Source organism: Paenarthrobacter nitroguajacolicus (assembly GCF_029952445.1).
GTDB classification, from domain to species: Bacteria; Actinomycetota; Actinomycetes; order Actinomycetales; family Micrococcaceae; genus Arthrobacter; species Arthrobacter nitroguajacolicus_B.
This window is the reverse complement of record NZ_JAQPPK010000007.1, coordinates 1-16,279: the sequence shown is the minus strand read 5'-3', so window position 1 is coordinate 16,279 and position 16,279 is coordinate 1. Positions and strand designations below refer to the sequence as shown.

Genomic DNA, 16,279 nt, shown 5'->3' with positions numbered 1-16,279 from the left:
CCCACCGAACTGCCCCGGATTCCGCATGTTTCCGCCACTTCCCAGTAATAACAAGGCCAGGAATCGCATTCGAGTCCCACCTCGGGCACGGCATGACCCCTCTTCGGAGGGGTTTTTGCGTTAACTAAGACGCCGCAAGCCCGGGACGAGATACAGAACAAGAAGTGCCGCTGCGACGTGTGCAGGGTTATCCGCGACCTTCACAAGGGTGAGTTCGTTGGCCTTCGAGACGCGACGCTCCACGGTATTCCGGTGCGGGCAGATTCGCGAGGCAGTCCACGTCGTGTTGAAGCCGCACTGAACGTTCGTCATGAGCGCTTGTTGCAAAGTCTCGTCCGCTTGGGCGAGCGGGCCCAAAGTTCTGGCCACGAATCGAGGCATTAACCTGCCCACTCAGTACGCCGATATCAGCATAAAGATTGACGCTGTCCACGGCCACACCATCAACGGCCGCGGCCGGGGCAGGTTCGAAAGCTACCCATTCCACCACTGCCAGTCTCGGTGGGGTACCCGCATTGGTGTCGTTTCAGTTGTGCAACACGAAGTTGCCACCAGGCCGCGCCGCCGTTCACTGGCGTCGGCAGAGGAATTCTCTCTTGTGGTGACCACCGATCACTGCCAGACTGGGCAGTGAGTCGCGCCGCTCCCTCGATAGGCTGAGGTGGTTCCACGAGGCCCGTTCGGTCCGCATCATCCCAACGCAGTACCGTTCCAAGGAGACTCGCCATGAAAACTGTCGTGCAGTATGGAATCAACTGGATCCGGCTGGGTGAGCAGCATGATTGAGGTTGCGTTGTCGGTGACCTTAAAGGCTAAGCCCGGCAAGGAGAAGGACGTCGCGGATTTCCTCCGCAGCGCACGCTCCGTCGTAGAACAGGAGCTTGGTACGCGCGCTTGGTTCGCCCTCCAGTTTGACGAATCGACCTTCGGCGTCTTCGATGTATTTCCCGATGACGAGGCCCGGCAGGCCCACCTGGCCGGGGGTGTCGGGCAAGCTCTTGCCGCTCACGGAGCCGAACTGTTCAGCGTGGAACCGAACATACAGAGCGTCGACGTGCTCGCTTACAAGCTGCCCGGCGACGACGCCTAGAGGCTTTCCGGCGTCACAGCACCAGCGAAAAGCACCCAGGGCCAGCTGATCCTCAGGCATAGGAGCAGAAGGTGACTCGTTCAGACACCGGCCGTGCCGAGGCGTTCAGTGACGCTGTTATCGCGATCGTCATAACGCTCCTGGTACTTGAACTGCAGCCGCCAGAGACCGAGCCCGGGGGGTTGCTGGCGGCATTGCTGGGTCAATGGCCGACATACCTGGCGTACGCGGCCTCCTACCTGTACTTGGCCGTAATCTGGCTCAACCATAAATCCGCCTTCACCCGAATCCGGGAGATGGACATCGGCCTGCACTGGTCTAACCTGGGAATCCTCGCGACGCTGGCGCTTTTGCCTTGGCCCACCGCGGTTATCATCGATACCGGCAAGACGGGCAACCTGACCGACGAAAGGGTCGGCGTCGCGCTGTACGCGATCATCGGGGCCCTGCTGTGCCTGTCATGGCTGGTGTTCTTCTCACACCTTGCCCGGCATCCCGAACTCACCGAAGAGGAGGTGGAGGATTCCTACTTCGCACGTGAGCGGCCCCGCGCTGCGGCCGGCGTCGTGCTTTACCTTGCGGCGGGGGCGGTGGGTGTCCTCGTCCATCCACTGATCGCGTCGGTGATTTTCGTGATCCTGCCCGTCTTTTATGGCCTCACCAGCCACGGGATCGAGCACCGGCCAACCTTCCTCCGAGGTATTTAGGCCCTGTGGCAGGAAAGCGGTCAGTGCGGCCCGCATGACTGCCGGCCGGGCTTCACGCGCGACGGATTATTCGCTTTGGTCGGCCGACTGTCGGCGATGACGTTCCCGTTGGCCATACGCCGCCCGAAGAATGTCATCCTTTGACTCGAATCCCGAGCCCAACGCCCCACCGATGAGCACCGCCGACGTCGTCATCCACGCGACTTCCGCAAAGTCCCAAACGGTCACCGGATGTTGCAGGGTCTGCGCCAATAGATCTGCGTCGATGGTGAACGCCGCCGCCAGCAGCACGGCGACGAACAACAGGACGTAACTGATCACGACGCCGATCACCAGTGACCACACCGTAGAGGTGTTGTACAAGGAAGCCTTGTAGCGTTCGAGGGCATTGTCTCGCCGGGGGCTTTCCCATAGGTCGTGTTGGGTGATGATCCAGAACACCATCGAACAGATCGAAAGGATCATCAGCAAAATCAACCTCGTCGCACCCAGCAAGTCTGCGAGTTGCCAGATTGTGTTCGTGACAAGCGCGAAAGCACCCGTGGCAATGGCGGCAGCCATTGCGCTTCTCAATCCGAAGACCAGACGCCAAGGACGGTTCGCCCGCAGCATGCCCGCCAGCAACCGTCCCCGCCCGAGACGGGTTGCTGAAAGGTAGCGGAACCCGATCGGGCCCTCGTCAAGGACCGCTCTCTCAATACGCCGCGATTGGTGCAGCGATGGTGGACCGAAATCCCCGTAGTCATCCTCGGGATCGAAATGGCGATGCATCGCCCACCCGAGGTCGGTGACGGCGGAGCGGACCCGGCGGTCAATGTTGACGGCGCCGAGCGCGGGCAAAGAAACCAGGGAGATGGGCTCCCCGAGCGCGACTTCCGCGACCACAGTCCGGCCCTCAAGACGAATCGGAAGATCGGTCAGGCAAACCATGACATCCCATGCACGGTGGGTCCGATGTTTCGCCAAGGAATCCAACATTGGGGTCAACCCGTTGCCCGCCGTAAAGTCCTGGTACTCGACGACCACGGACCAGTTGTGGCGTTCATCGGCAAGGTTCAGAAGATGGCCCACTTCTCTGCCGTTACGCTCGGCAAACTCGGCGGTGACCTCCGGTTCTGCGAGCACGCCCAGCGTACGGGCCGTTGTTGGGTCTGCGTCGCCTGAACTTTCCGGCACGCCTTGCCTCCTAAGGTTCAGTGTTTGGTAGCGGGTCCATTCCGAAGGAGGCGCAGGTGTTCGTGGATCATTGCCACTGCTGTTGAGCCTTCGCCGGCGGCGGCCGTTACGCGTTTCACCGAGCCATGCCGAACGTCTCCGGCCGCGAATATGCCGGGCACGCTGGTTTCCAAGGGCAATCGTCTTCGCCCCAAGTGGCTGAACTCGGGAGGAAGGTCTTCGAGGTCAGCCCCGGTGAGAACAAAGCCGTGGTCATCCAGGGCCAGGGTATCCTGCAGCCATTCTGTGTGTGGCTTGGCTCCGATGAAGATGAAGAGGTACCGCGACGGGAAAATGCGTTGTTCGCCCGTGGCCTTCAGTTCTACGACGATACGTTCAAGGGCGCTTGGACCAACCAGGCCCACGATGTTCGCCCCCAGCAGTACCTCTATGCCGTGATGCTCTTCCATTCGATCCGCGAGGTAGCCGGACATGTCCGTCCGGAGGTCTTCCCCGCGCACCACCAGCCGTACGGGCGTTCCCGTGCCAGCCAGGAAAAGAGCTGCCTGGCCCGCGGAGTTTCCGCCACCGACGACGGCCACGGGCTGGGTTCCACAAAGCCTGGCCTCATGGACAGTGGCGGCGTAGAAGACGCTGATTCCCTCGTATTCCTCCAGCCGGGGGACTGGCAGACGGCGGTAGTGGACCCCCGTGGCGAGGAGCGCGGCACGTGATAGAGCCGGGCCGCTCTCGTCGAACTCGGCATGGAAGTCACCGTCCCGCAATGCTATGGAGTTTGCCTGGCATCCGACGTTGACCTGGACTTTGAACTTTCGGGCCTGCATGATCGCCCTTTCAGTGAGTTCCCCACCCGAGATTCCGGAGGGAAAGCCGAGAAAGTTCTCAATCCGTGGTGACGTGCCGGCTTGCCCACCTATCGCATGGCCATCCTTGAGGACCACCGATAAGCCGTCCGACGCCGCGTACACGGCGGCCGCCAGCCCGGCCGGACCGGCCCCGATCACCATGAGATCGTAGGGGGCAGAATGCTCCTTCACTGCCCGCAGGCCGAGGGCAAGGGCCAGTTCCGCGTTGGACGGGTTTTTAAGGACATGTGAAGCGTTCAACACCACTGCGGGCAAGTCACTGGCGAGGATTCCCGCCCGGTCCAGGATCGCCTGTGCCTGCCCGTCATCCTCCAGATCGACGAGGCGGTGGGGCAGGCGGTTGGCAGCTGCAAAATCCAACAGCCGAAGCGTGTCACGGCTGAAACGGGATCCGACGATGCGGATGCCCGCGCCCGCGCTGATCAGGAAGACCCGACGCTGAAGATATGCGCGCAGGATGGTCTCACCGACTGCGGGGTCCGCCAGCACCACACGACGCAGAACGTCCCCGCTGATTTGGAGCACCTCACCCGCTTCGGCAACCACGGTGCTGACGAAGGCCGGTTGCCCCTCGACCAGTCCGAGTTCCCCAAGGAAACGTCCCGGACCGTGAACCTCGAGGACCCGCGTGCCCACGCCCTCAGCGAGCTCCCTGCCTCCGGCAGCGTGCAGCCCCTCCACCACCAGTACCGTGCCCTGGAGTACGACGAAGAAGTCCGCCTCGGCGTTCCCTTCGTGAATGAGGACTTCGCCGGCGGAGGTTGCGCGCCTGGTGCCCCTACGTCCCAACAATTCGATCTGGGCGTGGCTGAGCCGTGGATAGGCGCCGGAGACATCCGGCGTTTCGATCGGCGTCGAGTCTGAAACAGGTTCCATCAGATGGTTGCACCCCACGGTGCCCTAAACGAAGGCCTCATGCGGATAACACCAGCGCCAGTCTTCACCGGGCTCAAGGGAACGAACAATTGGATGCAACTCTGTAGCGTGTGCCCGGGCGTGCCGCATCGGTGAGGAATCACAGCACCCCACATGGCCACAGGTGAGGCACAAACGCAGATGAACCCAGGCAGTGCCCAAAGACAGGCATTCCTCGCAGCCCTGCGGTGTACGCACCCGAACCGGACGAATCCGGGTGATATGTGGATCGCGAATTCCTGGAAACATGTTGGCTCCTGCGTTGGTTCGGGTATGGGAAACGTTCCTAGCCCATGGAGAGCTTTCCATGGGGGTTTGCGCCGCTTTGGCGAAGGCCCAGCCCCGTGGCCAGCAAGAGTATTCCGAACAGAATCGCGAAGGCCGCAAGCAGCCCCAGGAGTCCAAGTATGCCCGGGCCGGGAAGAATGACCAGGAAGAGGCCGAAAACCGTGGTGACGATACCTGTGATCAGCCAGAGCCACCATTGTCCACCGCTCCTTTTGCCTTCCAGGGACAGTGCTATCTGAGAGACACCGAGAATCACCGCCCACAGACCAATGACGAGCGCCAGCGAGATGGCGGTGATGCCCGGCCAAACGAACGCGAGGAGGCCGGCGAGCACGGAGACGATGCCGCCCACTACTTGCCAGAGGGACCGGCGTTCCTTGTGCCTGAAGTAGTGCACGATGTTCGTGACGCCGTCAACGACTGCGTAAGTTCCGAAGAGGATCACCAGCGCGAGCACGGAGACGCCCGGCCAGGCGAGAACCAAAATGCCGAAGAGAACGGCAGCAATGCCCCGGATAATCAACGCGGTTCCTGACCCCTTAAGCAACTGTTGCGGTAATGCGTCAGACATGGGGAGACCTCTGTTCCTGGAAATGGATTTTTCGACATTTTGATGGTCGGGCTGCACGAACAGGTCTAACCCTTCGCTGTGCTCCCCAAAGTGGCTGTCACTGACTTGTTCTCCTTGCCGCGCTGGAACTCGATGACGGACTGCTGTCCGGGATCCTTCTTCCGGATGCCGGCCAGGAGGTCGGTGACGCTTGCGATTTTCTGGCCGTCAAACTGGGTGATGATGTCTCCTGGCTGCAGCCCCGCTGTGGCCGCCGGTCCTCCTGGGGCAACTCCGATGACCAGTGCTCCCGACGCCACGGGCAGGCCGAAGCGGTCTGCTATCTCAGGCGAGATGTCGCTCGGGACAATTCCAAGGACAGGGTGTATGGCCGATCCGCTCTTGAGTATCTGTTCAGCGACGTCCGTCACCGTTGCCGTGGGGGTCACGAACCCGATGGACACGGCACCCGAACCGGGTGGCAGATAGGCCTCTGACAGGCCGATGATCTCCGAACTGCTGTTGACCACAGCTCCCCCCGAGTTGCCCGGAGAGATGGGGGCATCTGTTTGGATCAGGTCGATCAGGCCCTGCGGTGACTCTTCAGACGGTGGCATATTACGGTGCAGTGCCGAAACGATTCCCGCCGTCACGGTCTGCTCCAGCCCCAGCGGACTGCCGATCACGACGGTCAGCTGACCAATCTGGGGGAGGGACGTTGAGAACTTGGCAGCCGGAAGATTGCCCCGATCAGCCTTGACCACTGCCACATCGGTTGCATCGTCAACGCCCACCACGGCGCTTCAGACCCGTCTGCGAAGCGGATCTGCACGTTCTTTGACGGCTTCTTTTCCTGGTCCTCCACCACGTGGGCGTCGGTGACTATGGTGCCGTCGCTGCGGTAGATCACGCCGCTGCCGATGCCGCCTGATGTTTGAATCGTCACCACAGAGGACTCGACTTCCCTGACGATCCCCGGAACGGCGGAAAGGTCGCCGGTGGAACCCGAACCAGCAGGGTCGGTGGTTTGTGATGGGGGCACCGGAGGCGACCCCGTGCACGAGGACATGAGGATGACTAACCCGGCGCCGAGAATGGCGGTCCACGCCCTGCCTGACATCGTTCCGGCGTCGGCCGCTGGTCTGCTCATGCTCATTGGATTCCCACTGCCTGTCCTGGCTGGTTGGATTCGACATGTACCATTTCGAGTCTCCACCACCGACACCTGGCCCGCATTGCCCCTGGGCGTCCAAAAAACCTCCGGATTTGAATCCCCCAGGTCAACTCCCGGCCGGCTCGCTCAGGTTCCGCAGCTTCCTGGAGGCCCCTGATGTCTCAGCGCGGCCTCGCGCTTCGCAGGCGCCAGGCACGTGTGGCAACGTGCAGGTTGAGGCGGGTCTCGGGGTCGCCAAGTTCATAACCGGTGATCTGGCTGATGGACTTAAGTCTGTATCGCAGCGTGCTCCGGTGAATGGCGAGGCTGTCAGCCGTCTCGTCATAGTTGCCGCCGTGATCCAGGTACTGCGCAAGGGTGTGGACCAGGTCAGAGCCCCGCCGGGCATCGTTGCTCCGCAATGCCCCCAGCCACTCCTCGACGTAGCCGGAGAGGTCGATTTCGCTGCCCGGCATGTCAAGGATGCGGTAGATCCCCAACTGGTCATAGCGTGTGGACCCGTAGGGGTCGGTGGAGTGTACGCGGATGTGCAGCGCTCGCAGTGCCTCCGCGTAGGAGCGGGGGATCTCTGTGACATCCTGGCTCGGCCCCCCGATGCCCACGGCTCCGGTGGCGCTGCGCAGGGTCCTTGCCGCAATGCTGAAGAGCTCTGTATCCAGCGGATCTCCCGCAACCACGGCCAGTGCCATGTCCGCGCGTCGCGAGACGAGAGCAGGGATCTGGAGTTCGTTGAGTGTCCTTCGCAAGGCGATCACCACAGTATCGTCCGTTCTGGGCGGTTGCCACTGTGCGACTATGACGTGCTGCGGACCCTTGATGTCGTAACCCAATGCCTCGGCACGCAGGGCGGCGGTTTCTTCATCCATTCCGGACACCAGTTCATACACAAGGTCGCGCCCCAGTTTCAGTTCCAGCTGGGCAATGTTGCGGCGGTGCGCCAGCTCGACCTGCAGGAGTCGTGTTGCATACTGCAAGGCGAAGACGTCTTCATCTGTGTAGGGCACGCCGTTCTCCAGCAAGCACATTGCCCCGAGCACGTCCCTCTCCGGCAGAACCAGCGCCACGAGCCTTTGGGGTTCCTGGACCGGTAGGCCGGAAGCGACCCAGAGTTGCGCTGTGCGAGACCTGTCGGCCGTGCTGGGCCGGGGGTATGGGCGCTCGGATGTGGTCCCGGCCGTTGCGCGGATGTTGCCGAACCCGTCCTCGACGCAGACGGAGCGCCCCGTCACTACTGACAGAACTTCCGCCAGGAGGGAGTTCCGCGACTTCATTTGTCCCAGGGGAGCGGTAAGTGTGCCATCCAAGGCGTTCTGAACCGACGTCCGGGTTTCGAGTTGCATAACCGTGGCCGAGAGGAGACTCAATCGTTTGGCAACGGCCTGACCATTGGAGAGCGGCGCCATTTCCTGCTGGTGTGTTCCTGACGTTTCTTCAGCTGGACCGGGGACTGTTCTACGGGCCGTTGCACGGAGCTCGGTCATCTGGGCCGGGCTTGGAACAGCGCCGGCATGCAGGACGAGGCATCCGTTCAATTCTCCGCTGTCGCCAAAGACAGAAAGCGCGAATCGCCACACCGGCCCCGCGGCTGAGGGTGCCTCATCCTTGTCCTGGAGTTGGTTGGCATCACGGTCGGGGATCGTCGGTGCCCGGTTGGGGCTCGGGATCAGGTGACCGTCCACCACGAGATAGGCAGCTGCTATGAAGCAGAATTCCAGAGCAGAAACAGATCGTACGGTCCTGCCGAGGATCTCCTCGGCCCCTCGTCGATCGAACATTAAGTTGACCCGTCGTCTCTGTACACAGCTAGGACTCGTCCGCGCCGAGATGTGTGGCAACAGACCCCAAAACGATCCCGATATCTTCGACACTACGCCTGCGAGGTCTATTCTGGTAGGTCAGTTTCCTGGAGCAGATTGGACCCGGGAGGTCATGCCGCCGTTTCGCCCTACGGGGCAGACTCGACCTATAAGGCCACATGACAAAGGCCCTTCGAGCCTCACGGCACGGCAGACGGGGCGCGTAATCATGGGGTGGAATCTCGGGCGGACGCCGCCACAGGAGAGGGTCGCGCCCACAAGAACCGGAGCGAGTCATGGCCAAAGCAGTAGGAATTGATCTTGGAACAACCAACTCAGTAATCGCTGTCTGGGAAGGCGGGGAAGCCCGCGTTATCCCCAATGCAGAAGGAGCCCGGACCACGCCGTCGGTCGTGGCGTACACGGACAGCGGGGAAAGGCTGGTGGGGCAACTGGCCCGCCGCCAGGCGATTCTCAACCCCAAGGGAACTATTACATCAGCCAAGCGGTTTATCGGCCGGCACTATGACGAGATCACGGATGAAGCCAAGGCCGTGAGTTTCGACGTCGTAGCGGATGACAACGGTGTGGCGCGTTTCCAGGTTCAGGGCAAGAAAGTAGCACCCGAAGAGGTCAGTGCGCTTGTCCTTCGCAAGCTGGTGGACGACGCCGCAAAGCAGCTTGGCGAAAAGGTGACGGAGGCCGTCATCACGGTCCCTGCGTACTTCAACGACGCACAGCGCACCGCCACCAAGGACGCAGGCAGGATTGCCGGGCTGGAGGTACTTCGCATCATCAACGAACCGACCGCAGCGGCCCTCGCCTACGGCATAGACAAACGACAGCATGAGACGGTTTTGGTCTTCGACCTCGGCGGCGGAACCTTTGATGTGAGCCTGTTGGACGTGGGGGACGGAGTTGTGGAGGTTCGCTCCACGGCGGGTGACACGCACCTTGGCGGAGACGATTTTGACCGCCGCCTTGTCGATTACCTGGCCGACGAATTCCAGAAGCAGGAGGGCATCGACCTGCGGTCGGACCCACAGGCGTTGCAACGCCTGTTTGAGGCAGCCGAAAAAGCGAAGGTCGAACTCAGTTCCGTGAGCCAGGCTCAGGTCAACCTTCCCTTCGTCACCGCGGGCGCATCGGGCCCCAAGCACCTGACCACCACCATTCGGCGCTCTGTTTTTGACGAAATCACCCATGACCTGGTGGAACGCACCATGGATCCGGTCAAGCAGGCGATGACGGACGCCAAGGTTACTGCCAACGACATCGATGAAGTAATTCTGGTAGGTGGCTCCACCCGCATCCCCGCGGTACAGAACCTCGTCCGGCGCCTGACCGGCGGCAAAGATCCGAACATGAGCGTCAATCCGGACGAGGTCGTGGCTATCGGTGCTGCGATCCAGGCCGGCGTGCTTAAGGGAGAGGTCTCGGACGTCCTGCTGTTGGACGTTGTCCCACTTTCTTTGGGCGTCGAGACACGCGGCGGCGTCATGACCAAGATCATTGAGCGCAACACGACGATCCCCGCCCGTCGCAGTGAAGTATTCTCCACCGCCGAGGACAACCAGCCCGCCGTCGACGTCGTGGTCTTGCAGGGGGAGCGCGAACTGGCGGCGGACAACCGGGTGCTGGGCCGGTTCCAGCTGAGTGATATCCGGCCGGCGCCTCGCGGGGAACCGCAGGTCGAGGTTACTTTCGACGTCGACGCAAACGGCATCCTGAACGTCACGGCCAAGGACAAGGACACCGGCAAGGAACAAGGTATCACCATCAGCGAGGGCTCCAACCTCGACACCAAGGAAGTCGAGCGAATGGTTGCCGAGGCTGAGTCCCACCGAAACGAGGACCTGCAGAACCGGGAGCGGATCGACACCCTCAACGAACTCGACGCGGTGGCTTACCGCGTTGAGCGGGCCGTCAATGAACTCGGCGACGCCGTTCCCGCGCACGACAAGGCACGGGCGGAACTGCTGATCGGCCAGGCACGCGACGCGGTCAGCAACCAGGCGGAGGTCGCCACCGCGAGGGAGCTCATTTCGGAACTCGAGCAACTGCAGGCGGCGCTCCGTGCCTCGGCTGCCTCCGCGTCCACCGCCGGGGCCGGGGCCAGCCAGGAAGCCGGAACGGGCCAGCAGGCCGGAGCGTCCAGCGATGCCGATGACGACGATATCGTCGACGCGGAATTTGACCGCGGCTAGGTAAACCGATGAGCGACGAGACTGCACTCGGGGGCCAGGCTCACGAGGGAAACGGGCAAGCGGGGGCCACCGAAACTCCGGAAACGGAAGCACAGTCCACGGCGCAGGCGGACGCCTTGGCCAAAATGGAGGACCAGTGGCGCCGTGCGCTGGCCGACGCCGACAACGTACGGAAGCGTGCGGCCCGGGACGGCGCACAGCTGAGGGCACAGGAGCGCGCCGCGGTTGCTTTGGCGTGGCTGCCTATCCTGGACAATCTGGAGCTTGCCCTGTCGCACGCGCCCGCGGGCGACGCGGACCCGCTGGTCGAGGGCATAGCCTCCATCCGGGAACAGGCCATTGACACCCTGGCCCGCCTGGGCTATCCCCGCATCGACGTCGAGAATGTCCCCTTCGATCCGCGGCTGCATGAGGTTGTCAGCGTGGTGGAAACTGAAGAGGTTCCGCCGGGGACCGTGCTGACCGTGCTGCGCCCCGGCTACGGCGGCCCGGAAAACACGCTCCGGCCAGCCGCCGTCGTGGTAAGCCGGGCGGTGACCCCTGACCGTGGCTAAGGACCACTATTCGGTTCTCGGCGTCCCGCGGACAGCGGAGGCCGACGAGATCCAACGCGCATACCGGAAACTGGCCCGAAAATTCCATCCGGACGTCAACCGTGAGCCGGACGCCGCTGACAAGTTCAAGGAAATCGGCGAGGCCTACGACACGTTGTCCAATCCCGAGACCCGGGCGCGCTATGACCGTTTTGGGGCGGACTACCGGCAGTACGCGGGTAGTGGCGCCGGGGCGTCGGGCGGAGGACGGCGAGGGGGTTCCGGTGGCCCCCGGCCTGGCCCCCGGCCCGGACCTCGGCCTGGCCCCCGGCCGGGTCCGGGGCCGTACGGAAATGGCGACGGCGGTATGGGGAGCGACGTTGACTGGGAGGACCTCCTCGGCGGCTGGTTCCGGCAACAATCAGGAGGACCGGTCCAAGGGGCAGACCAGGAAGCCGAGCTATGGCTGACGCTCGAGGAAGCCTTCCGCGGCGGCAAGCGCAGTATCCGGCTGGCCCAGGCCGACGGCGAGAGCCGGAGCTACGACGTCGACGTGCCGCCCGGTGTGGTGGACGGCCAGCGTATCCGGCTGGCCGGTGAGGGCGCCCCGGGCAGGGAGGGAGGCCCTTCCGGCGACCTCTTCCTGACCGTACGAATCCAACCCAGCCCCAGATACCGGCTCAAGGGCCGGGACATCTACTTCGATCTTCCGGTGTCGCCCTCAGAGGCCGCACTCGGGGCCAAGGTCCCCACCCACGCGCCGGCCGGACCGGTCACAGTCACTGTTCCTGGAGGCTCTTCCAGTGGGCGCAGGCTGCGGCTCCGCGGGCAGGGGATGCCCAATCCTCGGGGGGTGCCGGGGAATCTGTATGCGGAAATCAAGATTATGGTTCCCCCAAGCCTTGGCAAGGAGGAGCGGAAGTTGTACGAAAAGCTCGCCACGGTATCCACGTTTAATCCGAGGGAGGAAAGATGAGCGGCGTCTATCCGCTTGCCTATCCATGGCGCATGAATCTCGATGCGGTGGCCCGAAGCGCCGGCGTTCACCCCGACGTCGTCATGCGGTTCGTGGATCTGGATCTCATACGGCCGCTGGGCGATTCGCCTGGTGGCCCCTGGTTCAGTCCCCGGTCCCCGGAGCTCATAGGGCGCGTCATGAGGCTCCATTCGGAGCTGTCGCTGAACTACGCGGCAATCCCGTTGGTACTTGATCTGTTGGTTCGGGTCGACGCCCTGGAACGACGATTGGTTGAAATCACGCAGGTCGAAGGGACTGCTTCACGATGAACATGGAGAGTTTGACACAAAAATCCCAGGAGGCCTTGGCGGAGGCTCAGCGGATAGCACAACGCAATGGGCACACGGAGACCGACGGTGAACACCTGCTGGCGGCCCTGCTCGGGCAGGAAAATGGACTGGTTCCACGGTTGATCGTGGCCATGCAGGTTGACGTGAACGAGTTGAAGACGGCGGTCGAGGCAGAGTTGAGGCGTAAGCCGAAGGTCACGGGACCGGGGGCAGCGCCAGGCCAGGTGTATGTAAGCCGCAGGCTGGGCACACTCCTCGATGCGGCTGAACGGGAAGCCAAGCGGCTTAAGGACGAGTACGTCTCAGTGGAACACCTGCTCGTGGCGCTGGCGGAGGAAGGGCGGTCCACGGCGGCCGGCAGGGTGCTGGCCGAGCACGGCATCACCCGCGAGGCGTTCCTCTCGGTCCTGACGCAGATCAGGGGGAACCAGCGCGTTACGTCTGCGACGCCGGAACAGACGTACGAGGCGCTGGAGAAGTACGGCCGTGACCTGGTGGCCGACGCCCGCACCGGAAAACTGGATCCGGTCATTGGCCGCGACGCCGAGATCCGGCGGGTTGTGCAGATCCTTTCCCGCAAGACCAAGAACAACCCTGTACTGATCGGGGAGCCAGGCGTCGGCAAGACGGCCATTGTGGAGGGACTGGCCCAACGGATTGTCCGCCAGGACGTGCCGGAAGGGCTGAAGGACAAGACCATCTTTTCGCTCGACCTGAGCGCCCTAGTGGCAGGTGCCAAGTACCGCGGCGAGTTCGAGGAGCGGTTGAAGGCAGTGCTCGCCGAAGTCCTGGCAGCGGAGGGAAGGATACTGCTCTTCGTCGACGAGCTGCACACCGTTGTCGGGGCCGGAGCGGGCGAGGGGTCGATGGACGCCGGGAACATGCTCAAGCCGATGCTCGCCCGCGGGGAACTCCACATGATCGGTGCCACCACCCTTGACGAATACCGCAAACACATTGAATCGGACGCGGCACTGGAACGCCGCTTCCAGCCCGTATTGGTTGAGGAACCCGACGTCGAGGACGCCATTTCCATTCTTCGTGGGCTCCGCGAGCGGCTTGAGGTCTTCCACGGCGTACGGATCCAGGACAGCGCCCTGGTGGCTGCGGCCACTCTGTCCCACCGGTATATCACTGACCGGTTCCTGCCGGACAAAGCGATTGACCTGGTGGACGAGGCGTGCGCACGGCTGCGGACCGAGATCGATTCGATGCCGGCGGAACTCGATGAGCTCACCCGCAAGGTCACGCGGCTCGAAATAGAAGAGGCGGCACTCTCCAAGGAGTCCGACCCGGCCAGCAAGAACCGGCTCGAGGAGCTGAGACGCGAATTGGCGGACCTGCGCGGCGAGGCTGACGCGAAGCGGGCCCAATGGGAAGCCGAACGCCAGGCGATCCACAAGCTGCAGGATATCCGCAGTGAACTGGAGCGGGTGCGGCAGGAGGCTGAGGAAGCAGAGCGGACCTACGACCTGAACCGGGCAGCGGAGCTGCGTTACGGCAAACTTGCCGACCTCGAACGGCGCCTGGCCGCCGAGGAGGAACGACTGACCGCGAAACAGGGGGAGAAGCGCCTGCTACGCGAGGTGGTGACGGAGGACGAGATCGCCGACATCGTCGCGGCTTGGACAGGCATTCCGGTGGCGCGGCTGAAGCAGGGAGAACGGGAGAAAGTCCTGCATTTGGACGAGATCCTGCGCGCCCGCGTGATCGGCCAGGAAGAAGCAATCGGTGCGGTCACGGATGCCATTATCCGCGCCCGCTCCGGCATCCGGGATCCGCGTCGGCCCATCGGATCGTTCATTTTCCTGGGACCGACCGGCGTCGGCAAGACCGAACTCGCCAAGGCCCTTGCCGCGGCCCTTTTCGACAGTGAAAACGCGATGATCCGGCTGGACATGAGCGAGTACCAGGAGCGGCACACCGTGAGCCGGCTCTTGGGTGCCCCTCCGGGCTATATCGGTTACGACGAGGGCGGCCAACTCACCGAGGCCGTGCGCCGCAAGCCGTATTCGGTGGTGCTTTTCGATGAGGTGGAAAAGGCCCACCCGGACATTTTCAACACCCTCTTGCAGGTCCTGGACGACGGCAGGGTTACGGACTCCCAGGGCCGGACGGTTGATTTCCGCAATACCGTGATCATCATGACCTCCAATATCGGTTCCCAATATCTTTTGGAGGGTTCCACCGAAGGCGGGACGATCACCGAGGAGGCGCGCAGTATGGTGTTGGGGGAGCTCCGGGGCCACTTCCGTCCCGAGTTCCTGAACCGTGTGGACGATACCGTGCTGTTCACGCCGCTCGGCCTGCCGCAGATCGAACGCATTGTGGACCTGCAGTTCCAACAACTGCGCCAGCGGTTGGCCGAGCAGCAAATAGAGCTGCACCTGACCGAGGAGGCTCGTGTGCTGATCGCCGAACGTGGCTTCGATCCCATCTACGGAGCCCGCCCGCTACGCCGCTACATTTCCCATGTAGTGGAAACCCAAGTGGGCCGGGCCCTGCTGCGCGGCAGCATCGCCGAGGGGGGAGTAGTGACCGTGACAGCGGCCGAAGGCGAACTCCTCGTGGAGTACACCGCCAGCGAAATGGAAGAGGCCGGAACCCCGTGAACAAAGCCATTACCAAATGTCCCCATTGTGGCAAGTCCAACCGCGTGCCGGCCGCTGCGGAGGGCCGGCCGCGCTGCGGGAATTGCCACCGGGACCTTCCCTGGGTGGTTGAAGCAAGCGACGACGACTTCGGCGACATCGCCGAGCGGTCCGGCGTTCCGGTGATGGTGGACTTCTGGGCGGTCTGGTGCGGACCCTGCCGGATGGTAAGCCCGGTACTGGACCAGTTGGCGCACGAGCGTGCGGGGCAAATCAAACTTGTGAAGGTCGACGTGGATCACTCTCCACAGCTCTCCGCCAGATTCTCCATACAGGCCGTTCCAACGCTGATGGTTATGGTCGACGGGAAGGTCATCGCCCGGCAGGCCGGCGCGGCTCCGGCCCCGGTGCTGAGGTCCTGGCTGGAAGATGCACTCAGGAAGTAGCGCAAACAGCGGATGTCAGCGGGCAGTTAGCCCGCTGAGGGTCAGCGGCGCGGCCTTTACGCGCGGTCGAGCAGGTTATCGCGTGGCGGGGTCCGGCTCTGAGGAGTGCGCCTTTCGTGGGTGATGACAGTGGCGGCCAGGGCGATGGTGAGACCAATAACGGTCTCGAGGGCGCGCTGGGTCAGGAGGGTGTCGATCGGGGCTGGCAGCATGAGATCGCCGAGCAGGAGGGCCATCGGGGTGAAGAAGACCAGGCCGAGGCTGTAGTTCCGCCCGGTCGTCAGCTCGGTGCACGCCTGGAGCACAGCGATCAAGATGATCGCAGCATAGCTGCTGGGGTGGGTGGCCAGGACGAGGGCTGCGACGCCGAGGCCGGCGGCGGTGCCGATGACCCGCTGGGCGGCGCGGATGAGGCGGGCGTGCAGGTCGGGTGCCGACATGGGGACGGATGCTGTGACGTAGGTCCAGTAGGGGTGGCCGATTCCGGTGGTCGCGACGGTGACGCCGGCGGCGGCGATGCCGAGCAGATACCGGGCGGCGTGGCTGCCCACCGGGCTGGACGGGCGTAGGTCGCGCCACGACAGCCGGGGCCGCTCAGGGTCGCCGAGGTCTCGCGGGCTTCGACCGGGGAG

General features: G+C 63.3%; 17 protein-coding genes. 8 read left to right on the top strand and 9 right to left on the bottom strand.

Features of this window, described 5'->3' with window-relative positions; genetic code table 11:
- Positions 1-120 precede the first annotated feature (120 nt).
- Positions 121-312, bottom strand: a complete 192-nt coding sequence (locus PJL15_RS22690) for a helix-turn-helix domain-containing protein (protein WP_432443801.1) — start codon at positions 310-312, stop codon at positions 121-123.
- A gap of 466 nt (positions 313-778) precedes the next feature.
- Between PJL15_RS22690 and PJL15_RS06315 the strand changes: the two genes are divergently transcribed.
- Positions 779-1,090: a putative quinol monooxygenase gene (locus PJL15_RS06315; RefSeq protein ID WP_281450469.1), complete on the top strand. Its 312-nt coding sequence runs from the start codon at positions 779-781 to the stop codon at positions 1,088-1,090.
- A 71-nt stretch (positions 1,091-1,161) separates the two neighbouring features.
- Complete coding sequence (locus tag PJL15_RS06310) at positions 1,162-1,797, top strand: TMEM175 family protein (RefSeq protein ID WP_281450340.1); 636 nt, start codon at positions 1,162-1,164, stop codon at positions 1,795-1,797.
- Positions 1,798-1,863: 66 nt separating this feature from the next.
- Here the strand turns inward: PJL15_RS06310 and PJL15_RS06305 are convergent, their stop codons facing one another.
- From PJL15_RS06305 to PJL15_RS06275, 7 genes are all read right to left on the bottom strand, one after another.
- Entirely contained in the window at positions 1,864-2,973 is a 1,110-nt protein-coding gene (locus PJL15_RS06305; RefSeq protein WP_281450339.1) for a hypothetical protein, read from the bottom strand.
- Between the two features lie 17 nt (positions 2,974-2,990).
- Entirely contained in the window at positions 2,991-4,715 is a 1,725-nt protein-coding gene (locus tag PJL15_RS06300; protein WP_281450338.1) for an FAD-dependent oxidoreductase, read from the bottom strand.
- Positions 4,716-4,739: 24 nt separating this feature from the next.
- Complete coding sequence (locus tag PJL15_RS06295) at positions 4,740-5,003, bottom strand: UBP-type zinc finger domain-containing protein (protein WP_281450337.1); 264 nt, start codon at positions 5,001-5,003, stop codon at positions 4,740-4,742.
- 37 nt (positions 5,004-5,040) lie between these two features.
- Positions 5,041-5,613 (bottom strand): HdeD family acid-resistance protein, encoded by a 573-nt coding sequence (locus tag PJL15_RS06290; protein WP_281450336.1) that lies wholly within the window; start codon positions 5,611-5,613, stop codon positions 5,041-5,043.
- Positions 5,614-5,678: 65 nt separating this feature from the next.
- The gene (locus PJL15_RS06285; RefSeq protein ID WP_281450335.1) at positions 5,679-6,356 is read right to left on the bottom strand and encodes a S1C family serine protease; all 678 of its coding nucleotides are present in this window, start codon (positions 6,354-6,356) and stop codon (positions 5,679-5,681) included.
- Positions 6,284-6,742 carry a hypothetical protein gene (locus PJL15_RS06280; RefSeq protein WP_281450334.1) on the bottom strand — a complete coding sequence of 153 codons (459 nt, stop codon included), beginning with the start codon at positions 6,740-6,742 and terminating at the stop codon, positions 6,284-6,286. The genes PJL15_RS06285 and PJL15_RS06280 overlap by 73 nt, the downstream gene beginning before the upstream one ends.
- A 185-nt stretch (positions 6,743-6,927) precedes the next feature.
- Positions 6,928-8,541 (bottom strand): PucR family transcriptional regulator, encoded by a 1,614-nt coding sequence (locus PJL15_RS06275; RefSeq protein ID WP_281450333.1) that lies wholly within the window; start codon positions 8,539-8,541, stop codon positions 6,928-6,930.
- 317 nt (positions 8,542-8,858) lie between these two features.
- Here PJL15_RS06275 and dnaK point away from each other — a divergent pair, with 317 nt between their 5' ends.
- Genes dnaK through trxA form a run of 6 tightly spaced genes read left to right on the top strand, consistent with a single transcriptional unit; the run spans position 8,859 to position 15,647 of the window.
- Positions 8,859-10,769, top strand: coding sequence for a molecular chaperone DnaK (gene dnaK, locus PJL15_RS06270; protein WP_235521907.1), 1,911 nt, complete (start codon positions 8,859-8,861; stop codon positions 10,767-10,769).
- Between the two features lie 8 nt (positions 10,770-10,777).
- A complete protein-coding gene (locus PJL15_RS06265; RefSeq protein WP_281450332.1) occupies positions 10,778-11,323 on the top strand; it encodes a nucleotide exchange factor GrpE in 546 nt (181 codons plus the stop codon).
- Positions 11,316-12,278: a J domain-containing protein gene (locus PJL15_RS06260; protein ID WP_281450331.1), complete on the top strand. Its 963-nt coding sequence runs from the start codon at positions 11,316-11,318 to the stop codon at positions 12,276-12,278. Before PJL15_RS06265 ends, PJL15_RS06260 begins: the two co-directional genes overlap by 8 nt.
- On the top strand, positions 12,275-12,589 hold the full coding sequence (locus PJL15_RS06255) for a chaperone modulator CbpM (RefSeq protein ID WP_281450330.1): 315 nt from the start codon (positions 12,275-12,277) through the stop codon (positions 12,587-12,589). Before PJL15_RS06260 ends, PJL15_RS06255 begins: the two co-directional genes overlap by 4 nt.
- A complete protein-coding gene (gene clpB / locus PJL15_RS06250) occupies positions 12,586-15,222 on the top strand; it encodes an ATP-dependent chaperone ClpB (protein ID WP_281450329.1) in 2,637 nt (878 codons plus the stop codon). Before PJL15_RS06255 ends, clpB begins: the two co-directional genes overlap by 4 nt.
- Positions 15,219-15,647 carry a thioredoxin gene (gene trxA, locus PJL15_RS06245; protein ID WP_235521912.1) on the top strand — a complete coding sequence of 143 codons (429 nt, stop codon included), beginning with the start codon at positions 15,219-15,221 and terminating at the stop codon, positions 15,645-15,647. Before clpB ends, trxA begins: the two co-directional genes overlap by 4 nt.
- A gap of 56 nt (positions 15,648-15,703) precedes the next feature.
- Here trxA and PJL15_RS06240 read toward each other — a convergent pair whose 3' ends face one another.
- Positions 15,704-16,198 (bottom strand): FUSC family protein, encoded by a 495-nt coding sequence (locus PJL15_RS06240; protein WP_281450468.1) that lies wholly within the window; start codon positions 16,196-16,198, stop codon positions 15,704-15,706.
- Between the last annotated feature and the right edge of the window lie 81 nt (positions 16,199-16,279).